Origin of the sequence: Paenibacillus suaedae, from assembly GCF_032337355.1 — a bacterium.
Taxonomy (GTDB): Bacteria; Bacillota; Bacilli; order Paenibacillales; family Paenibacillaceae; genus Paenibacillus_B; species Paenibacillus_B suaedae.
Genome location: NZ_JAVYAA010000001.1, coordinates 353,894 through 379,805, shown reverse-complemented (window position 1 = coordinate 379,805; position 25,912 = coordinate 353,894). Strand labels below are relative to the sequence as shown.

The 25,912-nt window shown below is 47.6% G+C and carries 22 protein-coding genes and 5 tRNA genes; 8 read left to right on the top strand and 19 right to left on the bottom strand.

Translation table 11 applies throughout. The features are described 5' to 3' along the window. Positions 1 to 112: 112 nt before the first annotated feature. From RQP50_RS01685 to RQP50_RS01675, 3 genes are all read right to left on the bottom strand, one after another. A complete protein-coding gene (locus RQP50_RS01685; protein WP_072727372.1) occupies positions 113 to 2,029 on the bottom strand; it encodes a heavy metal translocating P-type ATPase in 1,917 nt (638 codons plus the stop codon). Between the two features lie 247 nt (positions 2,030 to 2,276). Further along, positions 2,277 to 3,635 (bottom strand): DUF4097 family beta strand repeat-containing protein, encoded by a 1,359-nt coding sequence (locus RQP50_RS01680; protein WP_315742748.1) that lies wholly within the window; start codon positions 3,633 to 3,635, stop codon positions 2,277 to 2,279. Beyond that, a complete protein-coding gene (locus RQP50_RS01675; protein WP_072727374.1) occupies positions 3,632 to 3,952 on the bottom strand; it encodes a PadR family transcriptional regulator in 321 nt (106 codons plus the stop codon). The genes RQP50_RS01680 and RQP50_RS01675 overlap by 4 nt, the downstream gene beginning before the upstream one ends. Positions 3,953 to 4,342: 390 nt before the next feature. Between RQP50_RS01675 and RQP50_RS01670 the strand changes: the two genes are divergently transcribed. The 6 genes from RQP50_RS01670 (at position 4,343) to RQP50_RS01645 (ending at position 10,119) form a co-directional block, all read left to right on the top strand. Further along, positions 4,343 to 5,677: an ABC transporter substrate-binding protein gene (locus RQP50_RS01670; protein ID WP_315742746.1), complete on the top strand. Its 1,335-nt coding sequence runs from the start codon at positions 4,343 to 4,345 to the stop codon at positions 5,675 to 5,677. Positions 5,678 to 5,813: 136 nt separating this feature from the next. Further along, entirely contained in the window at positions 5,814 to 6,761 is a 948-nt protein-coding gene (locus RQP50_RS01665; RefSeq protein ID WP_021256400.1) for a carbohydrate ABC transporter permease, read from the top strand. 9 nt (positions 6,762 to 6,770) lie between these two features. Then, a complete protein-coding gene (locus RQP50_RS01660) occupies positions 6,771 to 7,601 on the top strand; it encodes a carbohydrate ABC transporter permease (protein ID WP_028531680.1) in 831 nt (276 codons plus the stop codon). 64 nt (positions 7,602 to 7,665) lie between these two features. After that, a complete protein-coding gene (locus RQP50_RS01655) occupies positions 7,666 to 8,844 on the top strand; it encodes a YncE family protein (RefSeq protein WP_142543842.1) in 1,179 nt (392 codons plus the stop codon). A gap of 96 nt (positions 8,845 to 8,940) precedes the next feature. Continuing rightward, positions 8,941 to 9,159, top strand: a complete 219-nt coding sequence (locus RQP50_RS01650) for a hypothetical protein (RefSeq protein ID WP_021256403.1) — start codon at positions 8,941 to 8,943, stop codon at positions 9,157 to 9,159. A 90-nt stretch (positions 9,160 to 9,249) separates the two neighbouring features. Then, on the top strand, positions 9,250 to 10,119 hold the full coding sequence (locus tag RQP50_RS01645) for a polysaccharide deacetylase family protein (RefSeq protein ID WP_315742731.1): 870 nt from the start codon (positions 9,250 to 9,252) through the stop codon (positions 10,117 to 10,119). Positions 10,120 to 10,320: 201 nt separating this feature from the next. Here RQP50_RS01645 and RQP50_RS01640 read toward each other — a convergent pair whose 3' ends face one another. The 9 genes from RQP50_RS01640 to RQP50_RS01600 form a co-directional block, all read right to left on the bottom strand. Further along, positions 10,321 to 11,097 carry a BclA C-terminal domain-containing protein gene (locus tag RQP50_RS01640; protein WP_315742729.1) on the bottom strand — a complete coding sequence of 259 codons (777 nt, stop codon included), beginning with the start codon at positions 11,095 to 11,097 and terminating at the stop codon, positions 10,321 to 10,323. Between the two features lie 550 nt (positions 11,098 to 11,647). Beyond that, positions 11,648 to 11,733 (bottom strand) — tRNA-Leu (locus RQP50_RS01635). Positions 11,734 to 11,782: 49 nt separating this feature from the next. Continuing rightward, positions 11,783 to 11,858 (bottom strand) — tRNA-Lys (locus RQP50_RS01630). A gap of 50 nt (positions 11,859 to 11,908) precedes the next feature. Beyond that, positions 11,909 to 11,983, bottom strand: a tRNA-Glu gene (locus RQP50_RS01625). 197 nt (positions 11,984 to 12,180) lie between these two features. Beyond that, positions 12,181 to 13,614, bottom strand: coding sequence for a magnesium transporter (gene mgtE, locus RQP50_RS01620; protein WP_315742727.1), 1,434 nt, complete (start codon positions 13,612 to 13,614; stop codon positions 12,181 to 12,183). 282 nt (positions 13,615 to 13,896) lie between these two features. After that, positions 13,897 to 13,985, bottom strand: a tRNA-Ser gene (locus RQP50_RS01615). Positions 13,986 to 13,990: 5 nt separating this feature from the next. Then, a tRNA-Asn gene (locus tag RQP50_RS01610) sits at positions 13,991 to 14,066 on the bottom strand. 84 nt (positions 14,067 to 14,150) lie between these two features. Continuing rightward, positions 14,151 to 14,966, bottom strand: a complete 816-nt coding sequence (locus RQP50_RS01605; protein ID WP_072727379.1) for a uroporphyrinogen-III synthase — start codon at positions 14,964 to 14,966, stop codon at positions 14,151 to 14,153. Between the two features lie 93 nt (positions 14,967 to 15,059). Further along, the gene (locus RQP50_RS01600; RefSeq protein ID WP_072727380.1) at positions 15,060 to 15,539 is read right to left on the bottom strand and encodes a SprT family protein; all 480 of its coding nucleotides are present in this window, start codon (positions 15,537 to 15,539) and stop codon (positions 15,060 to 15,062) included. A 278-nt stretch (positions 15,540 to 15,817) separates the two neighbouring features. Here RQP50_RS01600 and cmpA point away from each other — a divergent pair, with 278 nt between their 5' ends. Then, positions 15,818 to 15,937: a cortex morphogenetic protein CmpA gene (gene cmpA, locus RQP50_RS01595; RefSeq protein ID WP_021254410.1), complete on the top strand. Its 120-nt coding sequence runs from the start codon at positions 15,818 to 15,820 to the stop codon at positions 15,935 to 15,937. Positions 15,938 to 16,177: 240 nt separating this feature from the next. Here cmpA and RQP50_RS01590 read toward each other — a convergent pair whose 3' ends face one another. From RQP50_RS01590 to RQP50_RS01570, 5 genes are all read right to left on the bottom strand, one after another. Further along, positions 16,178 to 18,376, bottom strand: coding sequence for a Tex family protein (locus RQP50_RS01590; protein WP_394358358.1), 2,199 nt, complete (start codon positions 18,374 to 18,376; stop codon positions 16,178 to 16,180). Between the two features lie 294 nt (positions 18,377 to 18,670). Beyond that, complete coding sequence (locus RQP50_RS01585; protein WP_019422581.1) at positions 18,671 to 19,021, bottom strand: type II toxin-antitoxin system PemK/MazF family toxin; 351 nt, start codon at positions 19,019 to 19,021, stop codon at positions 18,671 to 18,673. Positions 19,022 to 19,024: 3 nt separating this feature from the next. Beyond that, positions 19,025 to 19,306: a CopG family ribbon-helix-helix protein gene (locus tag RQP50_RS01580; RefSeq protein WP_019422582.1), complete on the bottom strand. Its 282-nt coding sequence runs from the start codon at positions 19,304 to 19,306 to the stop codon at positions 19,025 to 19,027. Positions 19,307 to 19,568: 262 nt separating this feature from the next. Beyond that, positions 19,569 to 20,807 (bottom strand): alanine racemase, encoded by a 1,239-nt coding sequence (gene alr, locus RQP50_RS01575; RefSeq protein WP_315742717.1) that lies wholly within the window; start codon positions 20,805 to 20,807, stop codon positions 19,569 to 19,571. Between the two features lie 188 nt (positions 20,808 to 20,995). Further along, positions 20,996 to 22,168: a LolA family protein gene (locus tag RQP50_RS01570; protein WP_072727382.1), complete on the bottom strand. Its 1,173-nt coding sequence runs from the start codon at positions 22,166 to 22,168 to the stop codon at positions 20,996 to 20,998. A 230-nt stretch (positions 22,169 to 22,398) separates the two neighbouring features. On the opposite strand from RQP50_RS01570, the gene RQP50_RS01565 reads away from it, so the two are divergent. Beyond that, positions 22,399 to 23,085, top strand: a complete 687-nt coding sequence (locus RQP50_RS01565) for a M50 family metallopeptidase (protein ID WP_315742716.1) — start codon at positions 22,399 to 22,401, stop codon at positions 23,083 to 23,085. 64 nt (positions 23,086 to 23,149) lie between these two features. Here the strand turns inward: RQP50_RS01565 and RQP50_RS01560 are convergent, their stop codons facing one another. Then, the gene (locus RQP50_RS01560; RefSeq protein WP_315742715.1) at positions 23,150 to 24,628 is read right to left on the bottom strand and encodes a serine hydrolase; all 1,479 of its coding nucleotides are present in this window, start codon (positions 24,626 to 24,628) and stop codon (positions 23,150 to 23,152) included. A 324-nt stretch (positions 24,629 to 24,952) separates the two neighbouring features. Then, positions 24,953 to 25,873, bottom strand: a complete 921-nt coding sequence (locus tag RQP50_RS01555; protein ID WP_315742714.1) for an N-acetylglucosamine kinase — start codon at positions 25,871 to 25,873, stop codon at positions 24,953 to 24,955. Positions 25,874 to 25,912: the final 39 nt, after the last annotated feature.

The window sequence follows — 25,912 nt, the reverse complement described above, 5'->3', positions numbered from 1 at the left end:
ATGGAAACAACATCCAAAACATAACCTCGCTTAGGAGTTTTTTTCCACATACCTAATTCAATAGGGAGATCATCAATTCCTGCCCACTTGGGCAACCATTCAAATTTTTATGTTAGGATCGCAGTAGACGAAGCCCATTCAGGATGACAAGAATCGTACTCCCCTCGTGTCCGACGACTCCAAGCGGGAGAGGAATCCCGAGTATGAAGTTAGTTGCAATTAACCCCGTAATGACCGCTACAGCGAATATGATGTTCTGCTTTACAATCGACTGTGTTCTTCTCCCCAGCACGATCGCATGCGCGATGTTGGCCAGATCATCGTTCATCAAGACAACATCGGCGGTCTCCAAAGCTGCGTCACTGCCTGCCGCCCCCATAGCAATCCCGACAGTTGCACTGGCCAGTGCAGGCGCATCATTGACGCCATCGCCTACCATCGCCACCTGACCATATTGCTCCTTAAGCTTCTTAATAATGTTGAGCTTATCTTCCGGCAGCAGTTCGGAGAACACCAAGTCAATTCCTGCTTGAGAAGCAATAGAACTTGCCGTCTGCTTCTGATCGCCTGTCAACATCGCTACCTCTATGCCCTGCCGCTTCAGTTGCTTCACCATTTCAATCGCCTCTGGGCGAATGCGATCCTGGAGCGCGATCACACCGACAACACGCTCGGATCTCTCCACCACAATCACCGTCTTGCCTTTGCATTGCAAAGATTCGATCTGAGTGCGAATCATCTCATCCATCCCTTGCTCAGAGCAAATATATGACGGCTTGCCGATTCTCCATTGCTTCCCTTCCCATTCAGCTTCAATGCCCTGCCCGGCATGTGCTTGGAATTGAGTAGGGCGCAGCAAACGCTCAGTGGCTTCTGTATGCTCTTGGTTACGCTCTGCTTCAGCAACAATTGCCTTAGCGATCGGATGTGTGGACAGCTTCTCCAACGCTCCGGCAGCAGATAGAAGCTCCCGTTTATCCATTGATTCATACGGAATGACATCCGTAACCTCCAGCTTGCCGGAGGTGAGCGTTCCAGTCTTGTCAAAGGCAATTGCCTTTACGTGCGAGATAAGATCCAAATATGCGCCTCCCTTGAACAATACGCCTTTTCGTGCGCTGTTCGAGATAGCAGACAGTGTTGCTGGCATGATAGAGGCAACCAATGCGCATGGTGAGGCAACAACGAGAAATACCATTGCCCGATAAAAGGCATCCGACCATGCTTCTTGCAGCAGCAGTGGGGGAAGAACTGCAAGCGCCAAGGTTGCAGCAATAATCACTCTTGCGTATATATGTTCAAATTTCTCAATCATCCGCTGCGACTTGGGCATCTCACTCTGAGCTTCTTGAACGAGGCGAATGATCTTCGCGAAGAGAGACGAGTCACTTGATCTCGATACAGTAACATACAAAGCCCCTTGCCCATTCACCGTTCCTGCGTATACGTCATCCCCCTTGGCCTTATCTACAGGAATGCTCTCTCCTGTAATCGAGGATTGGTTGACAGAGGATTGGCCATCCTGAACCATTCCATCTGCTGGTATACGCTCACCTGGCTTTACAAGCACAAGATCCCCTATTATCAACTGCTCTACAGGCAATAACAATTCAATCCCATTTCGAATGACGAGCGCTTGCTCCGGCTTCAAATCCATCAGCGCAGAGATATCCCGCGAGCTGCGGTTCATCGTAAAGGTTTCAAGTGCGCCACTCAATGCAAAAATGAAAATAAGCACTGCGCCTTCTGACCAGTATCCAATCGAAGCAGCGCCAAGTGCGGCAGCAATCATGAGTAGATTAACATCCAAATCCCTGTCGCGAAGCAGCGTAACAAGGCCTTCCTTCAACTTAAGCCATCCTCCACACACGTAAGACAGTACATAGCACGCTACCGCCCATTGTTCAGCAAGCTGATTGCTGAACATGGCTAGCAGCAGAAACAGCAGGCTTCCAGCTGCTGCGCAGGATTCTTTATGTTCGCCAAGCCATTGCTTCCATGATGTTGTCATCGAAATTGTATTGTTCATTTCATTTCATCCTCTCTTCAAATGAAAATGACTATCGTTGTTAATCCCCTAAAAATGCATCATGCTGCTTCCGTGTTGGAAGCAGCATGTGTATTGAGAATGAGATTAATTTTCACTATGGTCATTTTTTTTGAATTGAGGCAACATTACTGTATTTATTATAATCAACAGTTCAAGAAATGTGAATAGAAATGTGAATATCTGCAAGCAGAAAAATAAACATTGAAATGAGGCGCACCTATATCTGTCAGGCTCTTGTCTCCCGAAGCTCGATATCGCCACTTACAGATGCAATCCGAACTACAGGTCCATCCACTCCAATACTTCCGCGGTAGTAATCCCTACGTTCCGTCTCTGTCCGTACTTGCGGAAGCTTCACGGACAAGTCTCCGTGATCTGCCATCGCCTCAATCTGAACATTCGCCGCCCACGATGAAATTCGAACGTCGATATCCCCGGATTTACTTTCAATCACCGAAGGGCCAATATCACGACCAAATGTGCACTCTACGTCCCCGCTACTCGACTTCAACAAGAGTGCTCCGTTCAATTCGTCGATTTCAACTTCTCCAGAGTGGCTAACGATATCCATATTAGCTCGAATTCGCTCTGCTTCAATATCTCCTGAAGAAGAGGACAAGTACCAATTAAGTCCGACACCGTCGCTGAGACTAAGATCACCTGACGTGACTTCTGCACGCAGCTCTTCAGCATGAAGCTGCTCAATATCTACATCTCCGGATGATGTCCTAACTGCCATTGTATGCGTGTTAATGCGGCTGACGTCCACGTCACCTGAAGATGCCTCCATACTTATCCGTTCGGCCGAGCTATATTCCATACGGATATCTCCGGATTTGCTTGTTATTCGTACATCCTGAAATGCCCCTTGCCGAATCACTCCATCTCCTGATGACAATTCCATTTGTAATTGGTCTGCACGAACATGCTGCATGTCAATATCTCCTGATTCAGACACCACTTGAATGTCTCCTTGGTAGCTGCTAGGCACACGGATATATAACTTCTGGTCGCCATACCGTAAATTGATAAAGGAGAAAAAGCGCTTCGCATTGTATCTCATTCGAGCCGATATTGTATACGTATCTCCGTCTATATAATCACGAATATCGAACTTCTCTGGCTCATCCGATTCGATGCGATAGCCGATCCGGTCTCCTTCATATGATTCAATGGCGACATCCACCTCACTAGTATGTATGCGGAGTGTGTGAATACACAAATTCGATTGACTGCGATCTTCTTGACTAAAGGAAGAAGCAGAGAATGTGTGAGACGATTCCTCAGCATGCGTTTCTTCACTTACTGAATATCCATCACTGCGTTCTCCTTCACCATTAGAGCGTGTATCCCCCTCAGTCTGTCCCTCTAGTGAAGCCTGCTGACGATGCTGTTCAAGAATTTCGCTTGCAATGGTCTGTACACTGCCCAGTGCATTTAGAATATCCTCTTCGGTCTTGCCAGTCTGCATCGCATCTTGGAAGTGAGCCTCAAAGTCCGTCATGATCTCCGCACGCTCCGCCGAAGGAATCTCCCCCAGCTCCCGTTCCAATCTTATGAGAAATTCTAACTTCTGCATGCTCATTTTGACATTACCTCCTCAATCATCTCATCTACACCTTTGGAGAATAGACTCCATTCCTTCAGCATTTCATGCATGTAGGTCTTGCCTGTATCCGTCAGCTTGTAATACTTGCGCGGAGGCCCCTCCGGAGACTCCTTCAGATAAGTTGAAAAATACCCTTCCTGTGTCAATCTGCGAAGCAGTGGATACATCGTTCCCTCTGCGACCTGGAACTTCTCTGAGATGCGATGAACAAGCTCATACCCGTATCGATCTTGTTCATAGGTAAGTACAAGTACACACAGCTCCAGAACTCCCTTTTTAAATTGAACATTCACGACATCTCCACCACCTTCCCTTGTCATTGGTAATTTCCTACATTGTATCACTCACTACTGTGTATTGCAAGATACCTTTCCATACACAATCTATTAATAATTAAAGCGATTTAGCTTTAATAGAAATTTACGAAATCATGAGTTTCTATAGTAATGATTGAAAACGCATTCACATAAGATGAGATAAGCTTTTTCCACAAGGTTCCCATAAACAAGCAATGAAATTATTTACAATTCCTTATCTTCTGCTTAACGCTATGTTTAATATTGGCATTTACAATGAGGCATGTGCACAGATTCGACGAATTTCGCTAAAGATTTGGATTGGTTAGCTAACAAGATGTATCACTATGGGAACCTGTTATTTTAATTCTACTAAGGAGTGTAATTATGAAAGCAAAACGCTGGTTTACCCTGCTCACTGTCATCTCTCTACTATTTATATCCGTTATTGGTTGTTCGAGCGGTTCATCTTCTGGAGAAGGCCAAAGCAGTGAATCAGGTGCAAGCGCGCCTGCTGTGAAGGAGGAAGATAAGACACCTGTTAAAATTCAATACTGGCACTCCCATGCAGAAGCTCAGACTGAGGGCTTGAACTATATGATCGGGGAGTTCCAGAAGAAATATCCTTACATTACTGTCGAGCCTGTATACCAGGGCGGATATGAAGACCTACATAAGAAGCTGCTTGCGGCTGTAGCTGCCGGCGATGTTCCAGCGGTAACGAACGTTGAAGTATCTTCCTTGCCTATCTTCTCTCGTGATGGTATTTTCGAAGATTTGACACCTTATGTAGAGCGCGACAAGGTTGATACTTCCGACTTCTCGGAAGGCATGCTTAAGGCATATGCGTATGAAGGCCGTCAATTTGGATTCCCGCTAATCGTAAGTACGAGTGTTATGGTCTACAACAAAACATTGCTTGATAAGCTCGGCGTTCAGCCTCCGCAAACTTGGGCAGAAATCGAAGACTACAATAAGAAAGTTACAGAGAAGAAAGACGGAAAAACAGTTCGCTATGCATTTTCCGTTCCAGGCTGGGATAACTGGTACTACGATCCTTGGATGATTAACGGCGGCGGTTCTGTTCTGAACGAAGACATGACAAAAGCATCAATCGATACACCTGAAAGCCTGCGCTACATCGAGAACTTCAAGCGTTGGGTTGATGAAGGCAACATGCACATCGGTTACGGCAAAGGCGCTTCTGGCACAATGCGTCAAATGTTCCTGGAAGGCAAAATTGGTATGGTTGAGCACACTTCCGCAATGATCAAAACATACGTGGAAAATGCGAAATTCGAAGTTGGCGTTTCCTTCTTGCCGGGTGACAAAACACGCATCTCCAACATCGGCGGCGCTGGCATCGTCATGATGAAAGGTGCTAAGGACAATCAAAAAGAAGCAGCTTGGAAGTTCATTCAATTCATGACAGGCAAAGAGAACAACTTGAAGTGGGCGGAAAAAGTAGGCTACCTCCCTACACACAAGTCGGCCATCGATACAGAAGAAGGCAAAGCGTACATGCAGCGTTGGCCACAATACAAAGCCGTACTTGACAACTTCGACCAAGTGCAAGCGCGCATGCAGCATCCATTGTACCCTGAGTTCAGCAACCTCTACATCGAAGCAATGGGCAAGATGGTTCTTGAAAAAGGCGACCCAGTGAAATTGATGAAGGAAGCAGCTGTGGAAATTAACAAAGTACTCGAAGATAGCAACTAGATAGCAACTAACAATTGCATGTGTACATCTGTGGTCAAGCAAGGTCGTCTCCCCTATATACCACACGGGAACAGGGCATGCGGCTTTGGCTTGACCTTTCTTTATCATTGTTCTAAAGGAGAGGGCGATTAAACAGATGAATGGTAATTCCGGAATTTCGAATGATACGCCGGCAGAAGCTGTGAAGTACAAGCGGCCTTGGTCATGGTACCGCTTCTCCGAGAAGTTGAAGGATTTCAGCTTCGCGCTGCCGGCACTGTTGTTCCTGCTTATTTTTACGTATGTTCCACTGGTATTCTCGATCTTCATTAGTACAACGAACTGGAATATGTCGCGGCCAGTGATGAAATTTATCGGGGCGGATAACTATACGAAGCTGTTATCCAGTGAAGACTTCTGGAAGGTACTTACGATTACGTTCAAATACACGATTTTCGACGTGTTCTTTACGATTGTTATTGGGCTTCTACTCGCACTTTTGTTCAACTCTAAATCCAAGTTTTATAATTTCTTGCGTTCGATCATCTTCATGCCATACTACATCTCTATGGTCGTCGCAGCCATGATCTTCTTGTGGATATTTAACGGTGAATACGGCCTTGCCAACTACCTATTGGACTTGGCAGGATTCGATAAGATCAACTGGATGACGAATCCGAACACGGCGCTCGGCGCTCTTATTACAGTATCCCTATGGAAAGGCGTCGGCTTCGCAATGCTGCTGTTCATTGCCGGCTTGCGCAGCATCCCAGTTGAATACTATGAGGCTTCTAGCATCGATGGCGCTTCTCGCTGGAACCAATTCTGCAATATTACGATCCCATTGCTGTCTCCAATGACGTTGTTCCTTGTTATCACGAACTTCATCGGATCGATGCAAGTATTCCAGTCGATCAATATTATGACGAACGGCGGACCGCTGAATGCAACGAAGGCGATGGTATTCTGGATCTATCAGATGGCCTTCTCCGAGTTCCGGACAGGCCGCGCATCTGCACTGGTCGTTATTTTCTTCATCATTATTATCGCCTTAACCGTAATCCAGCTGTGGATTTCGAAAAAAAGAGTTCATTACGAAGGGTAGGCTTAGCGGATGTCAAAATCCTTATTTTCATCCATCCGGTTGGCAGCAGCCATCCTCATTACATTAGTGATGTTCTTTCCAACCTATTGGCTCGTTGTCACTTCTTTAAAAACACCGTTCGAGCTGCGGCTCGCGATTCCATCCTTCTGGCCAGAATCGTTCCGCTTCCAGAACTATATTGATGCATTCCAGGCTTCACCGTTCGGCCGTTATTTCTTCAATACTGCCGTGCAAACGCTTGGGATTATGATTCTGCAGATTAATGTTGCCATCTGGGCTGCCTTCGCCTTCGCGAAGGGAAATTTCTGGGGACGCGATAAATGGTTCGTTCTCGTGCTTGCTGCGTTGATCGTTCCAGAACAAGTAACCTTCGTTCCTGTATATGTGATGATGTCCAAGATTGGCTGGCTCAACACTTTCTTGGCATTGATCGTTCCGCATGGTGCGTCTGCTTACGGCATCTTCCTGCTTCGTCAAGCTTTCAAGTCGCTTAACAATGATGTGCTGGAGGCTGCTCGAGTCGACGGTGCTGGCCGGTTCCATCAGCTGTATCGCATTCTCGTTCCGATGGCGATGCCGACGATTGCGACACTGATCGTGCTCACCTTTATCGGCAGCTGGAACTCGTACTTCTGGCCGCTTATTATGACGAATTCGGACAGCATGCGTGTGCTGACAGTTGCGGTTGCGATGATGCGAGATGCAGTAGCAGGCGACGAAGCACTTACCTTCCATTTGCTTAGCGCTGCAAGTGTGATGGTTATTCTGCCGATTGTCATTGTGTTTGCTTTTGCACAAAAGCATATCGTCTCAGCACTCGCGAATTCAACATTTAAATAATAAGACAACTGCATGCAGCTTCTCTTATAATGCACCATCTCATCTATCTTAAGGAGGCTATGTAATGAATTCTCAGTCTACTTCTTCACGTTGCCGAAAAAGTGTTCAAGCAGTGCTGCTCTCCTCTATTCTCTTGTCATCTGCCGTTGCCTGTGCCAATGGTGAGGAAGAGCCGGCAGGCTTGAGTCAGGCTGCTGCACCAGTCACACAAGTATCCAACACAACTCCAAGTGCGGCTGCGGCAGTGGCTGCTGGCAAACTGACGCAACAAGAGGTGAATCCGAAGCTTCGCATTGACAAGAACGAGTTCAAGCCGCTGCTCAACATTGCACAGGATGGACCTATTATTCCTGGTCTGCACGAGCTTGTTATCCCGCAGGGTCTTGCCTACTCCGCAGAACAGGGATGGCTTGTTATGTCAGGCTACCGTGACGTCGGCGTCAGCGTCATCGCGATTATGGATGCCAAAACTGGTCAGCTGCTGAAGTCCTTCGAGCTGTATGATGCTGTAGGAGATCCATATACGGGTCACGCCGGTGGCGTTGCCATCACAAATGGTTATGTGTTCGTTGCTTCCGGCAGCAAGGCCAGATATGTATCCATCGATAAGATGAAGCAGACGGAAGATGGCGGACAGCTTATTTTCGACGGACAATTCAAGGTCAATACGAACGCATCCTTCATTGCCTTCGAGAACGGAAAACTATGGGTTGGCGAATTTGCGCACGGCACAAGCTATCCAACAGATACCTCCCATCATATGACCAACCGTGATGGCGACCAATATCGTGCTTGGATTGAGGGATTCTCGGTAAATCCGAATACAGGATTGCCTATGCAACTGAAAAATTCCGGCGACAAGCTGGTACCTGAGCAGCTCCTCTCGATTCCGAATCGAATTCAAGGCGTATCGTTCTGGAATGGCCACTGGGTATTGAGCGATTCCTATGGTCGTAACAGCAATAGCACGATGCTGTTCTTCACCGATCCTCGTGGGCAAGCGCCTCACCAGAAGGTAACGATTAGCAACAAGGAAGTTCCGCTATGGTTCTTGGATAACGCTGAGCTTAAGCTGAAGCTTGACGGACCTCCAATGGCTGAAGAAATAACTGTTGCTGATGATTCCTTATATATCAATTATGAGTCTGCCTCTGAAGGGATTGCGATGACAGGAAGTTATGCAATGGATCGCATGCACATCCTGGATATGAAGCAAGTCGAGCAAATGTGGAAGAACAAATAAGCGCCATCCCGCAGAGCCGTCATGTGACGGCTCTTTCTTTTTGCCTTATAATGAGTAGATAGGAAATGTACGCTATGGAATAGGAGTCATATGATGATGAATGAACAGCAATGGCAGGATTTGCAGCATAGAGCTGCAGCACTTATTGAAGCCCATAACAAGGACTGCTCACCTTTGATCAAAGAGATGGTTGAAGAAATTAAGGAACTTCAAGCAGAGAATGAGCGCCTGCGCAAAGCACTGAGTTCCGCAAGGAAACAAAATGGTGGTCACAGCCAGATGTCTACCAAATTAAGGGATGCGCTATACGAATAAAATCCGTGTCGGATGGATAATTTACGACCTTCCTTCGAACCCTATGTACAATACTTAATTTGATGAGCATCGGTTCAGGAGGTTCCGCCAATGATTACACGACTAATTCTGCTCGGATTATGTACCATGCTAAGCATATATGCATCGGGTTGCAGCACGACAAGCACGTCCCCTCAGTCCCCTTCCGCCCAAAAATCGCATGAAGGATATTCGATTCAACAACGGCAAGCACGTGTCGCGACGAAGGAAGCTCCTTCCTTCGTCGGCGGCAATGAGAGCGATGTACGGAGCCCTAAGCCGCTCACCTTATCTGAACTGCGCAGGAAATACCGCTCCCACTTCATTATGCAGGGCCCGTCTGACCAACGGAGGGTTGCCCTGACATTCGATGATGGTCCCGACAACCACTTTACCCCGCAGGTTCTTGATGTGTTGCGTAACTATGGGGTTAAGGCAACATTCTTCGTTGTCGGCAATCGAGCGGAGAAATATCCAGATATCATGAAGCGCATCCTAGAGGAAGGCCATATCGTCGGCAATCATTCCTATGATCATGCGAATCTGCCGAAGCTCTCTAATGAGGCCTTCCATAATGAGATTCTTCGCACACAGAATATTCTGCGAGCTGCTACGGGACGTACGATCAACTTCATTCGACCGCCTTACGGCAATATAAGTGAAGAGCAAATTAAATGGCTTGCCTCACAACACATGCTGATCGTGAACTGGAATGTTGATTCCCTAGATTGGAAAGGGCTCACCGCAGAGCAAATCGAAGCCAACATTATGTCTCACCTGACTCCTGGTGCTATCGTGCTCCAGCATGCTGCCGGCGGTAAAGATCATGACTTAAACGGTACCGTCAAGGCGCTCCCTCACATCATTGAGGAGCTAAATCGACAAGGCATTGAGATGGTGACGTTAGATAAGCTGCTAGGCAAGCCGGCATATCGGGAATAGCCCGTAAAGACGTCTAGCGGGCCGATATAGAAATCCCTGGTTGCGTAATTCGTCGTATTACGGATAAGGACAAGAATAGATTTCAGTGGTGCGAAGACTCATCACAGGAATAACGCAAAAAGAGCCGTGAGATCCCGTCCTCAACAGCTCTTTTTGTAGTCAGATTGCATACCGATTACCGCTCCATTTCTAGTTTCATTTCTAGACTAAGTGAATGATGGTTAGAGCCGCACCAGCAGCATTGTTAATAAGCGTAGCTGTTCCTAGAAGTCCGAACAATTGAAGCGATATTGTCGTGTTCGCAGCCAATGTTAGAATGACGTCATTGTTAAAGGTAGATAACGTGAGAACAGGTGTTATCGTAGAGGCTATGTTCGCAGCACCGTTGATAAGCAGTCTTGAGCCCAGCAACAAACCTGCGGTTAAGTTGAGCTGATACGAGATGTAATATCTTCCCGCCGTAGATACGGTAAAAGTATCGTTCGAGCCATTCACGCTTATTCCAGATCCAATGTTCTGGGCGCTTGGGAGTGGAACGAGTGTACCTAGCAAGACGACCGCGATCGATGCGCCGGTAGTATTGGCAGCATACGAGGATGTCGCGGTAGTACTCGTCCCCGTTGCTCCAGTTGCCCCGGTGGCTCCGGTAGAGCCAGTAATCCCCGTAGAACCCGTTACACCTGTCGATCCCGTTACGCCAGTTACACCTGTCGATCCGATTATACCTGTCGTTCCTGTAGCTCCCATCACACCCGTTGCACCCGTAGCACCTGTTAAACCAGTAGTTCCCGTTAGCCCTGTGACTCCGGTAGAGCCTATGCTCCCTGTGGCGCCGTTCTGACCTTTTGATCCAGTCGCTCCAGTCGCTCCTGTAGCACCTGTTTCTCCTTTAGGGAACAAAGGCACAATGATCCCAGATGCCTTTGCAAGCCATGATGAAAATGGATGACCGTTTAGAAAACGATAATGATTATCCATAAACAAACTCCTTTTTCGAACCGCCATCAGCTTATCATTTTTCAAGAGAGTTACTCTATTTATTCGTATCATATTCCATAGTATTTAAGTTTCTCTCAATATGACTTGGCTTATATCCAAAACAAATAGATTTACACTCTCATTACTAATAGTACGTCCATCCTTCCTCGTCACAACCAGTTAGCTTACTATTCTATCAACCTTGGCATTTTCAAGGATCAGATCGTCTATCGTTGCCCCAACATAAATAAGAGCCGTGAGATTCTAGATTCTCAACGGCTCTTTCATGACATAGATTTATTCACTTATAAACGCATTATAATAGTTTAGTCCGCACAACATGACAGTTTCAAAATATAAAAACTTCTTTTCATATTCTTGATCTTCAATACTTTGCGATTTAAACCAATCAGACTCCAAATCTTCCTCTGTAATTTTCGTTCCCAAGTTGTCCCCAAACAAAAATATAATCGCACATGATGACGTCACCGAACATGATTGAAAGCACTAAAAAACTCCTTGCTGCGCAAGGAGTTGTCATTAGTTGATTTGGTGCGGTAGAGAGGACTCGAACCTCCACGGGCGTACGCCCACTACCCCCTCAAGATAGCGTGTCTGCCATTCCACCACTACCGCACGTATTTTGGGAAGGATGTCTATTGACATCTCAACCGAGGAATAAAACTGGTGAGCCATGAAGGACTCGAACCTTCGACACCCTGATTAAAAGTCAGGTGCTCTACCAACTGAGCTAATGGCTCATGGTGCAAGAACATTGCTGTTCGCCATGTCACTCCAACAAGGATTGAAGTGGTGACCCGTAGGGGATTCGAACCCCTGTTACCTCCGTGAAAGGGAGGTGTCTTAACCCCTTGACCAACGGGCCATATCGTTGTCGTTTCTTACTTTTTTCTCATCACCTCTCGGCGACAATTAAGAGTATATCAAACGATACGACCGTTGACAAGCCTTTTTTTAAAAAAACTTTTTTACCATATTTATGAACCGTTTTTGCCTTGTCCGACAGCTATTCTCTGCACCAATTTTGGCATGGTTAATTGCTCTTATAATATGCCCGCAGCCTCAAATTAAATACGACAGGAACAAGGTGGCTGTACCGAAGTAAACCGTCAGCGAGAAGATATCATTCAATGTTGTAATAAGTGGCCCTGATGCTACAGCTGGGTCGGCGTTAAGCTTATACAGCAAGATAGGAATTGCTGTACCCGCCATTGTACCGATGATAACCGTCAGGAATAGAGAGCAGCCCACTACGAGCCCCAGCGCTAAGCTTCCCTGCCATATCCCCGCTACAAGGGCAACCGCGGTGCCGCACACCGTACCGATGATCAGACCTACGAACAATTCTCGCCACAGGAGCCTCGTAACTGTTCCCTTGTCTAAATGCTCTGACGCAAGTCCTCGTATTACTACAGCAAGTGACTGCGTGCCTGTGTTTCCTGTCATCCCTGCAATCATGGGCATGAAGAAGGTCAGCGCAACAACCTGCTGCAGCGTCCCCTCAAACCTACTAATAATGCTTCCCGACACAAGCCCAAGGAACAGAAGCATAATCAACCATGGCAAACGTCTGCGGGCGGCTATGAAAGGGTTCGTTCGAAAGTCAATCGTCTTGTCCGTTGCCGACAACTTATTAATGTCCTCATGCGCTTCTTCCCGCAAGACGTCAATGACATCATCAACGGTTACGATCCCTAGAAGCTTGTCATCTGGATCAACAACAGGCATGGACAAGAAATCGTATTGTTCAAATAGGCGTGCCACTTCCTCCTGATCCGTATCGACGGTGACGGAAATGACCTTCTCATTCATAAGCGATTGGATGGTATCCGTCTCCGGAGCCAGCACCAATTCACGGTAAGTCAACGTACCGACCAGCCGCTTCTGTTCATTGACTACATACAGATAGTGGACGTTCTTCGTCATCTCAGCGAACGCCTTCACCTTCTCAACTGCTTCCCGCACGGTGTAACGCTCATAGAACCAGACATAGCGGTTTGTCATCAATCCGCCCGCGGTCTCCGGTTCATAAGTCATTAGGCGGCGTACTGTGTCGCTCTCCTCCCGCTCCATGAGCGAAAGCAAGAACTCCTTCTCTTCCACACTAACCGCTGCCATCATATCAGCCAAGTCGTCATTGTCCATCCGGTTCAATACTTCTGCCGCACGATTGCGGCCAAGCATCTGGAACGATTCCAATTGAAGATCCGGATTCAACTCACGGATCATCTCCGTTAGCTGACCTACTTCCAGCACCTCAAGCAGCCGAGAGCGCTGCGACAAATTCACATGCCGATATACGACCGCTAAATCATAAGGATGCCAATAGCGGAGCGCATACTTCACTTCATCAACAGAACCCTGCAAAATGAGTTCTGCCTCATCTATGATCTCATCAGTATCGTACGGTACTGTATCCTTATCCTTGCTCGAATCTGCTTTGGTTATCTTTTTCTCGTTCCATGCTTGCTTCTGCTTATCACGTTTACTTCCCATTACCTCACCCCCCACGGATAACAATCCGTATATGGTGTACTCCGCTGCTACTTCAAGCCGGTATTTGAAACCCACCATTACACTCATTAAACGCACTGAACAATTGGCGAAACAGAATGACCATCATCTGTTCACACAGAATGCCTTCATAGTGTATGAAAAAAAGCAAGGAATAACCGCGATCTCTCACAGTTACCCTTGCTTTATCCATTTCGGCGATGATGCAATTTGCAATATGTATATAACAAAAAAATCCCTTGCGGGATCTTATCTGTACCATTGTGGCGGAGAGAGAGGGATTCGAACCCTCGCGGCTGTTACACCCTAACGCTTTAGCAAAGCGCCCCCTTCGGCCTCTTGGGTACCTCTCCATAAATGGCTCCCCGAACAGGACTCGAACCTGTGACAACTCGATTAACAGTCGAGTGCTCTACCAACTGAGCTATCAGGGAATGACAAGTACTAATTTATCATGAATCCGATAGAGTGTCAACACTTTTCAAAAAATAAATGTACAATAGCATACAAGCAGTCAATCAGTTCGCTTCAAACCAGCGTGACAAGGCAACGATTAACGCCCCCATTCGCTCCTCATCTGGAACTAACATCCGCTCTATCCCTTCATCTATCGCCGCTGCAGCTGTAACTTTGCCCACCGCCGCAAGCAGTGTTCGCTCTTGGAAGATCTGGAGCAGCTTATCCGCCATCCCTCTTTCCTTCGCATAGGCAAATAGGAACCGAAGCTGTGGAGCAGCCGTTACGGCAACTGCATCTATCTGTCCCGACAACAGCTCTGAAGTGAACTGCTCCAGTACGGCTTCATCGGGCGGAGTATGCCGGTAAGGCATCAGCTCTATAGATTGCGCACCTGCATCAGCAAGAAATGCGTTCAGGGTTGGGGCTGGATCCCCATGCAATTGCAGCGCTACTAATGAGCCGCGCCATTGTTCAGCATCATAAGAAGCCATAGCCCTTATCAGACCAAGCGTTGAGCCGTCATCATCTCGAATATCCGGGACGATGCCAAGCCGCTTCAATGCATTAACGGTTTTGTAGCCTCGTGCTGCATGCCGTATCTGCTTCAGCTTCACGAGCAGTGCCTCTTCTCTCCCCGCTTCACGCGCCGCCTCCAGCAGCTTCTCAAGCCCGATTCCTGTCGTCCAGACAGCCCACTGCACAGGTTTGTCTATTACCTTGTCCACTTCTGCAGCCAGATGGTCAAAATGCTCGAACATCGTCCCTTGAGTTGGCCTTACAAGCGGTATTCCTCCCTGCTTCGCAACAAGCAATGACATCTCCTCAGCTTTGCGTGGACCTGTAATTGCAATAACCTTTCCCTCACATTTCGGCATGACAAGACCTCCCTCAGCTATCGTTTAATTGGTTCACAACGAGTACGAGTAATGCTGTATGATGAACATTATTGCTGTACGTACGGCAGTTCATTAGTTCTCCACCTGCTCGGTCATTAGCAGCATCTTCAATTTTCCGTGACAACGACCACATACATACTTACGAACATCCACCTTGCGTTTGCGCATATATGCTTGTCCGCATTGTACACATACCAAGCGGTATCGATAAGGCATTTGACGGGTGCGGGCAGCATCCGGCAGCGATTTGCAATATCTAGCCCCTCCAACTGCTTGCAGCAGCTGTCTGAAGTCTGCATCCCGATGCTTGTACCCTTTCCCTTCCAAGTGCAGATGGTAATGACAGAGCTCATGCTTAATAATACGTTCGACTTCTTCCAGGCCATTCTGCTCCAGCTGCTTCGGATTGATTTCAATATCATGCGAGCGCAGCAAGTAGCGTCCTCCTGTTGACTTCAGCCGCGAATTATAACGTGCCTTATGCCGAAAAGACTTCCCGAAATCACGGAGCGAAACATGTTCGATCCATGCTTGCAGCTGTTCATCTGACATCTTCATCCCCCTTTTGCCTCATCGTCTCAGTCTGCTATTTCTAATCCTGTTCGAGATAAGTTGCTTTCAGGGTATGCCTACATTGTAGCGGGAAAGGTTGTTCCCTACAACAACAAGAATGAAGCATAAATTCCTTTGAGATACTTGCAGAGATACTTGCAGAAATGCTTGCAAAGATACCTGCAGAGACGATTGCGGACCTGCACCAAATGCGGCCAACGCCCATATGATAGCGTTACAACGACGATTCTCTCGTCCCCGCCGAAGGAGGGATACTCATGCCGCAATGGTTATGCAATCAGCTAATGCGCGCCTTCAATAAGAAGGATCGCCGTCAAATTAAGCTATTAAATGAGTGTTGGTTTTTTTACCGTTCGAAGCCGCGTGCGCATACGTAAATGGCTCCGTACGCTGCGCAACATGCACAAGCAGAAAGTCAGGCCGTAGATCATCATCGCATATAGGCAAAAACCCCCGATTGAACGAACGGCGTCTCCTAACAAGGTGTGAGACCGTCCGACTTCCTCATCGGGGGACTTTCGTCATGCTGCAATATGCTACCGTCATGTTTCATATTTTACGATTGCATGTATTACATATACGGTTTTAATGCTTTCGTTCTATCGCTTTATCCCTCTTTACTTCGGAGCCTTCATGGTAAGACCGACCCGGCCCTTCTTCATATCCACTTGCAGTACCCATACCGTTACATTATCACCAACAGAGACAACATCAAGCGGATGCTTCACAAAACGGTCGCTAAGCTGAGAAATATGCACGAGGCCGTCATTCTTAATGCCGATATCAACAAATGCACCGAAGTCAATTACGTTGCGAACCGTTCCCTTCAGCTCCATACCAGGTTTCAAGTCCTCGATTTGGAGGACATCTGTACGGAAAATAGGCGGCGCCAACTCCTCGCGCGGGTCGCGACCCGGACGCAGCAAGCTGTCGATAATATCCTTCAGTGTAGGTGTACCTACCTCTAACTTCTCAGCCAGCTCATTTATATTCGCCCCGCTAAGTGCCTGTGTTAACGCAGCTGTCCCAATATCCTCCGTACGAAGTCCCATGAGCGCGAACAGCCGATCAACAACTCCATACGACTCTGGGTGAATCGGCGTCTTATCAAGAGGAAGATCTCCATCTGGAATACGGAGAAATCCTACACATTGCTCAAATGCCTTCGGCCCCAGACGCGGCACCTTCTGCAGCTGTTTGCGAACCGTAAATTTCCCGTTCTCTTCCCTGTACTTCACGATGTTCTTAGCCAAGGTTGCATTGATGCCTGATACATAAGACAGCAAGGACGGAGAAGCCGTGTTCAAATCTACACCAACATGGTTAACTGCCGATTCCACAACGGCGCCCAAGCTCTCCTCCAGCCGCTTAGGAGCCACATCATGCTGATACTGGCCAACTCCAATAGCCTTAGGTTCAATTTTAACCAACTCCGCTAATGGATCTTGCATCCGACGAGCAATCGATACTGCACTGCGCTCTGCAACATCCAGAGAAGGAAACTCCTCTTGGGCTAGCTTAGAAGCCGAATAGACACTAGCGCCAGCCTCATTGACGATTACATATTGGATGCCAGCTCCACCGCCTGGACGGGACTTCAACCAATCTGCAACAAATTGCTCGGTCTCGCGAGAAGCGGTTCCGTTGCCGATTACGACCAACTCAACCCCATACTTGTCTGCGAGTCTGCTGAACGTCTGCTCAGCCTCTGCCACCTTATGGTGAGGGGCTGTTGGATACGTTACTGCTACCTCCAGCAGCTTGCCTGTATCATCGACCACGCACAGCTTGCAGCCTGTCCGGAAAGCGGGGTCGACACCTAATACGGTCTTCCCCTTTACTGGCGGCTGTAATAGAAGACTTCGCAAGTTCTGTGCGAATACTTGGATTGCTTGCTCCTCAGCCTTGTCAGTTAGCTCATTGCGTACATCCCGCTCAATCGACGGTGCAATTAATCGCTTATATGCATCTTCAATCGTCGCCTTCAATAAGGAAGTGACGACAGAGTCGCGTTGAATCACTTTCCGCTCCATATAAGCATGTACCTGTTCTACAGGCACATCTAACGCAACTTTCAGGATGTCTTCACGCTCACCGCGGTTAATCGCCAATATCCGGTGAGAAGGCAGCCTGCGAACCGGTTCCGTGTACGCATAGTACATCTCGTATACCGATTCCTGCTCTTTGTCCTTCGCTTCGGTACGAATTATGCCTTGATCAAATGTAAACTTACGAACCCAGGCTCGTATAGCAGGCTCGTCGCCCACCATCTCCGCTATAATATCAAGCGCACCCTGCACCGCATCCTCAGCGGTTGCAACGCCCACTTCTTCATTTACGTATGAAGCAGCTTCCGCTAGCGCGCTGCCTTGCTTCGGGAACGTCAGGATCCAGTTCGCCAGCGGCTCAAGCCCCCGCTCCTTCGCCACGCTTGCCCGCGTTTTCCTCTTCTGGCGATAGGGACGGTACAAATCCTCTACCTCTTGCAGCTTCGAAGCTTCTACAACTGCTTGCTGCAGATCCGCTGTCAGCTTGCCCTGCTCCGCAATCAGACGAAGCACCTCACGCTTGCGATCCTCCAGCCCGCGTACATAAGCAAGCCGCTCTTCGAGTGCGCGCAACTGGTTCTCATCCAGCTCTCCAGTCATTTCCTTACGATATCGCGCGATAAATGGAATCGTATTGCCCTCATCCAATAAGCTGATAGTTGCATCTACCTGCTTCGGATTCAGTGATAATTCGCTTATAAGCTGCTTGCGCAGTCGTTTTGGCTGTTCCGCAGCCATCTGTTCTAGCAAGGGTTCCAATGCTGTCATATCGATAACGGATTCTTGTCCTGCCATTCGTTACATCCTCTCTGCAACCCGAACCCTCATCGAAGAATTCGAGATATTAGGTATCGCCGGCACTTGTCCGACATTTACGGTTTCTTAGATTGATGCCTGATCATTATGCTCTCTCTATTTTCGCAAAATTGAGCCTTATTTTCCAGCGCAAAGGTCACAAATCGTTATGATCCGATTCACAGAGGGATATAGCTGTATTCCTATTTCTGCTCATAGCAAAAAAGAACGAGGCAATCCCCGTTCTTCTCATTCTCAATATCGTATCTAGAAGTCGATCAAGCCCACACTAATTTGCAAGCCTTCATCAACCTTGCGCATCGTTTCCTCATCCAAGTGCGTTATCTTATCCGTCAAACGCTGCTTATCGATCGTACGAATCTGTTCCAGCAATATGACCGAATCACGATCAAAGCCGTGGGTTTCCGCATCGATTTCGACATGGGTCGGCAATTTCGCCTTCTGGATCTGGGCTGTAATCGCCGCAACGATCACCGTTGGACTGAATCGGTTGCCAATATCGTTCTGTATGACGAGGACAGGTCGAACCCCTCCCTGTTCCGAACCAACGACGGGCGATAAATCCGCAAAAAATACGTCGCCGCGCTTCACAATCAATGTTTACACCCCGCTAACCAAACGGCCGAGAGTGCCATCCGCATCTTCTTCCGCATAAAAAGCCTCCGATGCCATTGTGAGATTGATTTTAGCCATTTCCATATAGCCACGCTGCATCGATTCACGAATGTGCCGTTTCTTGCGCTCGTTCAAATATAATTTCATCGCTTGTCGGATAAATTCACTCCGATTGGATTTCTCCATAGCGACGATGCCGTCCACTTCTTGTAATAATTGGTCGGGCAAGCTGATCATGATCCGTTTGGTGTTCTGAATATTTGCCACCTGTCCTCGCACCCCCAAAACCTTTCCTGCCTAGTTACCATTATGTCGATTCCGTAGAAAATTTATACAAAAGAATATATATGCCCAATGCAGACGAAGTATGTTGCATCACCAACAAGTTCGTCTCAACAACATCCCCACTGAGCCTCTCCATTTCATTCGCCCTTGGGACACCAAAATCCTTCAAGTTCCGCAAAAAGTTTCGCGGTAAATGGTTCCATATGCCGAATCATCAGATGCGCGGCACTGCAACCTGCAGTATTTATCCCAGAAGGAGCGGATTCGACACCTTCACGACTTGCCCGTTGTCGATATATACGCGCGGTACACGATTCGCGATCATGCATGTGACCTCATAATGTATCGTGCCTAACCATTCTGCTACCTCGGCTGCCGTTATGCATTCCTCGCCTTGACGGCCAATGAGCACAACTTCCTCACCTGGTCCAATAGTGCTGGCAGCCTCGCCTAATGGCAGCAAAGACAGCATGCACTGATCCATACAAATAGTCCCTACTACCGGTACACGTTGCCCTCGAATGAGCATCGAGGCTTTACGCTGCAGCAAGCGTGAATAGCCGTCTGCGTAGCCTACCGGCATCGTAGCTATCCATTCACCATCTCCTGTATGGTAATTGACCCCATAGCTAACGCCCTCATTTGCAGGAAGCGGCTTGCTGTGGCTAACCGCACTCTTTAAGCTAAGAACTGGCTCTAGTGCAATGCTCTGCTGATTGACTTCAGCGGATGGATACAGTCCATACAGACTGATACCAACACGCACCATTTGATCGCTCCAACTCGGCATGTCGATCGTGGCCGCACTGTTGCTGGTATGGACGATCGGGATCGTAATCCCGTGTTCCTTCAGGACATCAACAACCGTTAGGAAACGATCACGCTGCACTTGCGCATACGACTTATCCGCCTCATCAGCTGTCGCGAAGTGAGTGAACAGCCCCTCTACCTCGACTCCTTGAATCGATCTTAACCGGTTAATCGTACGCACCGCATCCTCTGGACTGCGAATCCCAAGGCGTCCCATACCCGAATCAATCTTGACATGAACCTTCAATATGCGACCGGCGTGATTGGCAGACCATTGAGAAGCCTGCTGCTCTAAGGCCTGCACACATTCTTCTGAAAATATATTCAATGTTATATCATATCGAAATGCCGCTTCTATTGCTTCTGGCGGCGTATATCCAAGTATCAATATTGGCGTATGGATGCCTGCCTTGCGAAGCTGGATCGCTTCCTCCAAGAACGCTACATTCAAATAATCAACACCAAATTGTTCTGCGGCGCGAGACACTTCTATCGCACCATGTCCATATGCATTCGCCTTTACACATACACTTAGCTTCGTCGAAGCTGACATTGAGCTGCGAAATGCTTGCAAGTTCCGGCGCAATGCATCTAAAGAAATCTCTGCGCGCGTCGGGCGAAAATACGTATCCAAGTCAACCACCTTCACCGTCTCCTCGTCTCTCCCGTTCAATCGTCAATATCCTATGTTACTTGCCGTCAGGAAGACTGTCAACCAACGGAGACCGTGTTTACCACCCTTTTCTAAGGAAATAACCACATAGCTAGTCAGAATCTCCCGTTTCCTCTCTTGAGATACGCATAAACGCGGCCCGAATTTCATGTACATGAATACGGACCGCGTAAGTTAGATACTCTATCTTATTTTCCTGGCTGGTCGACTAATGATTGTGCAATCTTCACCATCTCAGCGGTCGGGAGATCTGAGCTGACGATGCGATATTTGACACCATCATACATCCAGGTGAGCGCCTTTTGCTCCTCGCCCGACAACTGTCCGACCGTAAAGCCAAGATTCAAGCCTTCCCCAATCGGCAGCCCTGTCTCCATATCTTTCGGACGGGATTCCATAAGGGTGAAGTTATACGTTCCTGTATATCGAATCACTACAGCATGCTCCTTGCTGTCTGGAATTGCTGGCTCATCCTTCTTCGCTACCCCCTCTGGCAAGTAGGATGGCTCAATAATTCCAAATGGCCCAAGCTCAGCCTCATCATTGCTGCGATCATTTGCTCCAGCATCAGAGCCTGTTGTCTCCGAACCTGTTCCTTCTGTCGTACCCGATGATGGCTCGGTGCTGTCTGGATGCTCCGAATTGTCAACTTGAGCATTCGTTTCCTTCGTTTCGCCTGTTGGAAGCTTATTTACCTCGACAGTCGTGTTTGGAAGCGCGGCGTTCTTCATGCTCGTCATATTGCGCTGCATATCGAAGGAATCCTGCTCGAACTTCTTGCCGAAGTCGAATTGATTGAACTTCATTTCCACAATGACCTTGGAATCTGAATCACTCACTTGTACTTGCTTCGGTGCATAGCTATCCTTGTTCAACCATATTTTCTGACGAACCAAAGAGTCAGTCTGATAATTAGCCGCCACTTCAAATACATAGTCTTCACCATCTGCTGTGAACTGGCGAGCATTGTCAGACAGGATGCTGCGTACTAACGTTTGATACAAGTACACTTGGCCTTGGTTCTCTGGCCAATCACTCTGGAAGCGGAAGATTTTATTCAAGCTTGGTGTCAGGACGAAGACGCCTTCCTTGTTGCGAAGCACAATTTGCGTAATATCCTTCTTCTCATTCTTCAGCTCAATCCGGTAGTACGACGGGTTCTGATACCATACCTCAACCCGGTATTCAAGCGGCTGCTGACCCGAGTGCAGCGTCATCGTGCCGATGCCTGCGTAGCTTTCCAATTTACTCATTACCTTGTCCAGATCTTGAACCACCGCGGTCGCATCCTTTTTGCCGCATCCAGCTACTAGGATTGCTACGCTCATCACGATGGCCAACACCCATGTGATCCGACGCATGAGATCATCCCCTCTGACATCAATATTCTTCGATTCGGTGTACTCCTCATCACTGATAACATGTCTATGTAGGAACTTGGACGATTATGCAGACTAGCATGACAAGCGTGACAAGTTATCTTTGTGAAATTTACACCCTCCGGTTCAAGGAATACACAAATTAGCGTCGAATATCATGAGAGGGAATCAAGATAAGAATATCATTGGATCGATTGCAGATTCAGGGAGTAGTGATTGACATACGATCTTGGACAAAAGTTATCTTATTTATTGTAGCTACCGCTTGCTTGACGCGGTTCATCCCGTTCTCGAGCTTCTTCCGCAATGTGGACACGTTAATTCACGAGCTGTCTCATGCCCTTATGACCCTTGTACTCTCAGGCAAAGTGATGTACATTCATTTATTCAGTAATCAGAGCGGCGTTACTTATTCTGCCTATACGTCGACGTGGAAGGCCATTCCGATCTCTCTTGCTGGATACATCGGCGCTTCGTTATTTGCTGTATTGCTGTTCTATTTGCATGCTCGCAAGCAAGAAGCCGCTGGACTGATCGCTATCGCGTCCTTAGCGCTCATCAGCTTAATTCTATTTGTCCGCAATGGGTACGGCATGATGTGGTGTGCTGGCTTCGTCATACTGACATGCCTCATCTGGAAGTTCGCACCTCCGTGGCTTCGGAGCGGCTACTATTTACTAATTGCGTTCATTTGTCTCGTGGAATCGGTCATAAGTTCCGCATACCTTGTCTACTTGTCAATGAAAATGCCTAATGGAGCAGGAGATGCTGCCAATCTTAGTCATGTTACCTATATACCATCCATCGTGTGGGCGCTACTGTTTACCGCCGTGTCACTATGGTGTGCAAGAATATCAATGGGCATCTTATTCCATGGCCCTCGTAGAGGGAAAATGTGACCCTTCTAATCGTAAAGGAGCATCCCAGTATGATTGAATCAACCATACTGGGATGCTCCTTCCTTTATGTAATCGATGAGTTTTTTGTTCGTCTGAATGTAATATCTTTTGCACCGGGTTCTGTATTAAGCGGAGCATTTAGCAGAATTATATTCCCTTCCTCGTCGGCAGCAAATTTTATATTCGCTGTTACCCCTAATATTTCTGAATGTATCGTGAATACATGCTCCCCAGTCTGACTCATTCGAAAACAACCGACATGAAAAACAGCCTGAAGTTCATTCTCCACAACTTGAACCTTAACGGTTCCATAACCAGGATGCTCGTAGCTTCCTTCATACCTCTGGAGTGTGGTTGAAGAAACCAACACGGCCTCTCCTCTTGATGCAGCGCTTTCGGCTGCCATTTGTTTTCGTAGTGCTTCCCATTTCTGAATATCCTCACGGAGTTGTTCGCACCATTCAATAGGATCAAGATTCAAAAGCCTATCATAGACAGTCAATGCTAAAGATGTAGGAAGCATGGTACCTTGTCTGTTCGTCAGCAGAACAATGCCGATCCTTTCATCGGGTAGGAAAGAGATGTACGAAGTAAATCCGTCGATGCCACCCCCATGCTGAAGCATGCGGTATCCACGATATGATTCGAATCCCCAACCCAATCCATAACAGCTTAATGGAAACTCCTTCTTTCCGAACAACATTGGTGGGCAAGACATTTGTGGAGAATGTAAGGTCACAAGATTCTTCTCTGAAATAATACGCTTCCCTTTGAAAGCCCCATTTTCAAGATTAGCAATCAACCAATTACTCATGTCCATGACTGTACTATTAATAGAACCAGCAGGTCCAATCGCATCGAAATTGCGATACTCAACTTCTCGAAACTGCCCCTCCTGTTCGATGTAGGGAACTCCCGCATTATCATGCAACTTCAACTCATTCACGGAAAAGCCGCTCTCCTTCATTTCCAGCGGATCGAATATTCGCTCTTTAACAAGCTGTTCCCAAGTACACTCCGCTACATGCCCTGCTATATATCCAGCAGCCGTATACATAATATTGTTATACTGCCAGGTTGACCTGAAATCGACATTAGGCTCGAGGTATTTGATTCGCTTGATTATCTCCTCGCGAGTCAAGAAAGAGCCGTACCACATATTATCATGCCGCGGCAAACCGGTACGATGACACAACATGTCTCGCATCGTAATTCGCTCCGATGCCATCGAATCGTACATATCAAAGTCAGGGAGATACGTGCGCACAGGTGTATCCCATTCAAGCTTCTCATCATCTACAAGCTGAGCGGCTACCATTGCAGTAAATGCTTTCGAACAAGAGCCAATGGCAAACATCGTATTTGGTGTAACAGGTAGCTTGCGTTCCACATCCCGATAACCGAATCCTTCTGCCATAATGATCTCTCCATCCTTCACAATGGCGAGTGCTAAGCCTGGGACGTTCCACATTTCCAATTGCTTTTTGACGAGAGTATGCAAGCCTTCCAATACGTACTGAGCATCCTTTGTCGTATGAACCATTGAGTTGGCACTCCTCTATTGAATCAATGTGGCGTCGTCTAGCATCTTGCCTCCAGACGCGCTGACAAGCTTCTCTACTACCTATTGTTGATGCGCACCCACTACTCACAGCAAACATTATCCAGAATAACCCATTGATAGCGAACGATGATTCTCTCACTACATAATCAATGGATCTTTTAGAACAACTGAGTATTCATTTCATAATTTTCTTCAACATACAAAAATCGCGGTTATTCATACCCTCTCCTCAGGAGAAAGAGATACGTGTCACCGCGATCTAGTAACGAATGCTAGTGTACTTTTTCTAATAAGCTCGCCCACCTAGGAGCAGGCTGCAAGCTTAGCTAATGCCATGATGACTGCGCCATGCGCAGCATCTTTCTTCGGTGTAATGCAGTCCATATTGGGATAGTGTTCTTTGAGCATGGCTATGAAGGCACCCCGCACATTGCTGTTCTTCAGCAGCACGCTTCCTGCCATAGCAACCGTTCCTGACTGCAGAGACAGCTTCTCTACAACCGGGATAACAAGTTCACAGAGAGAACTTGCCGCCTTGTGAGCAATCTCCAGAGCCGCAGAATCGCCAAGCTCACATGCCCGCGATAATATCGGAGCAAGAGCTGCAATATCCTTCTTATTCGTCTGCTTGTCGTATACGAATCGAATCAATTGCTGCATAGACTCAATCCCCAGCTGTTCCATAACCATATCTGTAATTGGTGTTGCCGGCATGCGTCCATCATGTGCCCGTACAACGATGGACAACAAGTCACGCCCAATGCTATAACCACTGCCCTCATCATCGATGAGATGGCCGTAGCCGCCTGCGCGATGGGACTGGCCTACTTCATTTCTCCCATAGCAAATGGATCCCGTACCTGCAATAAGAATAATGCCATATTCACGATCATGGGCGCCGTACAAGGCTGTCTCTTGATCACCGGTAATGATTAGCCCACCTTCATATCCGCAATCGCGAACAATGGCTTCCAGCCGTGTTACGACTGTCGGGTTGCTGACTCCGGCTGCACCAATGCACACCTGCGCACAGTTGCCCAGCCCGCCGCATACGCTGGCGATCGTCTCAACTATTTCTTGCAAGCTTGCGCGCACACTCGCTTCATCCTGACCATTGATATTAATGGCTCCAGATGTGAAGGTATGCACGGCTGCTCCATGTTCGTCCGCTATATTTACTGCCGTCTTCGTACCGCCGCCGTCTAAGCCCGCTACGTATGTCAACGTAAGCTCACATCCTTCATCTTCCTTGTAAAGGCAGTT

Excerpts from the sequence above, each read along its gene's own strand:
- RQP50_RS01570 (WP_072727382.1), bottom strand. The coding sequence starts at position 22,168 with ATGCGTCGGATCACATGGGTGTTGGCCATCGTGATGAGCGTAGCAATC.
- RQP50_RS01680 (WP_315742748.1), bottom strand. The coding sequence starts at position 3,635 with ATGAGCATGCAGAAGTTAGAATTTCTCATAAGATTGGAACGGGAGCTG.
- RQP50_RS01655 (WP_142543842.1), top strand. The coding sequence starts at position 7,666 with ATGAATTCTCAGTCTACTTCTTCACGTTGCCGAAAAAGTGTTCAAGCA.
- RQP50_RS01670 (WP_315742746.1), top strand. The coding sequence starts at position 4,343 with ATGAAAGCAAAACGCTGGTTTACCCTGCTCACTGTCATCTCTCTACTA.
- RQP50_RS01645 (WP_315742731.1), top strand. The coding sequence starts at position 9,250 with ATGATTACACGACTAATTCTGCTCGGATTATGTACCATGCTAAGCATA.
- RQP50_RS01665 (WP_021256400.1), top strand. The coding sequence starts at position 5,814 with ATGAATGGTAATTCCGGAATTTCGAATGATACGCCGGCAGAAGCTGTG.
- RQP50_RS01590 (WP_394358358.1), bottom strand. The coding sequence starts at position 18,376 with ATGACAGCATTGGAACCCTTGCTAGAACAGATGGCTGCGGAACAGCCA.
- RQP50_RS01650 (WP_021256403.1), top strand. The coding sequence starts at position 8,941 with ATGAATGAACAGCAATGGCAGGATTTGCAGCATAGAGCTGCAGCACTT.
- cmpA (WP_021254410.1), top strand. The coding sequence starts at position 15,818 with ATGCCGCAATGGTTATGCAATCAGCTAATGCGCGCCTTCAATAAGAAG.
- RQP50_RS01560 (WP_315742715.1), bottom strand. The coding sequence starts at position 24,628 with ATGGTTCATACGACAAAGGATGCTCAGTACGTATTGGAAGGCTTGCAT.
- RQP50_RS01660 (WP_028531680.1), top strand. The coding sequence starts at position 6,771 with ATGTCAAAATCCTTATTTTCATCCATCCGGTTGGCAGCAGCCATCCTC.
- RQP50_RS01600 (WP_072727380.1), bottom strand. The coding sequence starts at position 15,539 with ATGTCAGATGAACAGCTGCAAGCATGGATCGAACATGTTTCGCTCCGT.
- RQP50_RS01605 (WP_072727379.1), bottom strand. The coding sequence starts at position 14,966 with ATGCCGAAATGTGAGGGAAAGGTTATTGCAATTACAGGTCCACGCAAA.
- mgtE (WP_315742727.1), bottom strand. The coding sequence starts at position 13,614 with ATGGGAAGTAAACGTGATAAGCAGAAGCAAGCATGGAACGAGAAAAAG.
- RQP50_RS01685 (WP_072727372.1), bottom strand. The coding sequence starts at position 2,029 with ATGAACAATACAATTTCGATGACAACATCATGGAAGCAATGGCTTGGC.
- RQP50_RS01640 (WP_315742729.1), bottom strand. The coding sequence starts at position 11,097 with ATGGATAATCATTATCGTTTTCTAAACGGTCATCCATTTTCATCATGG.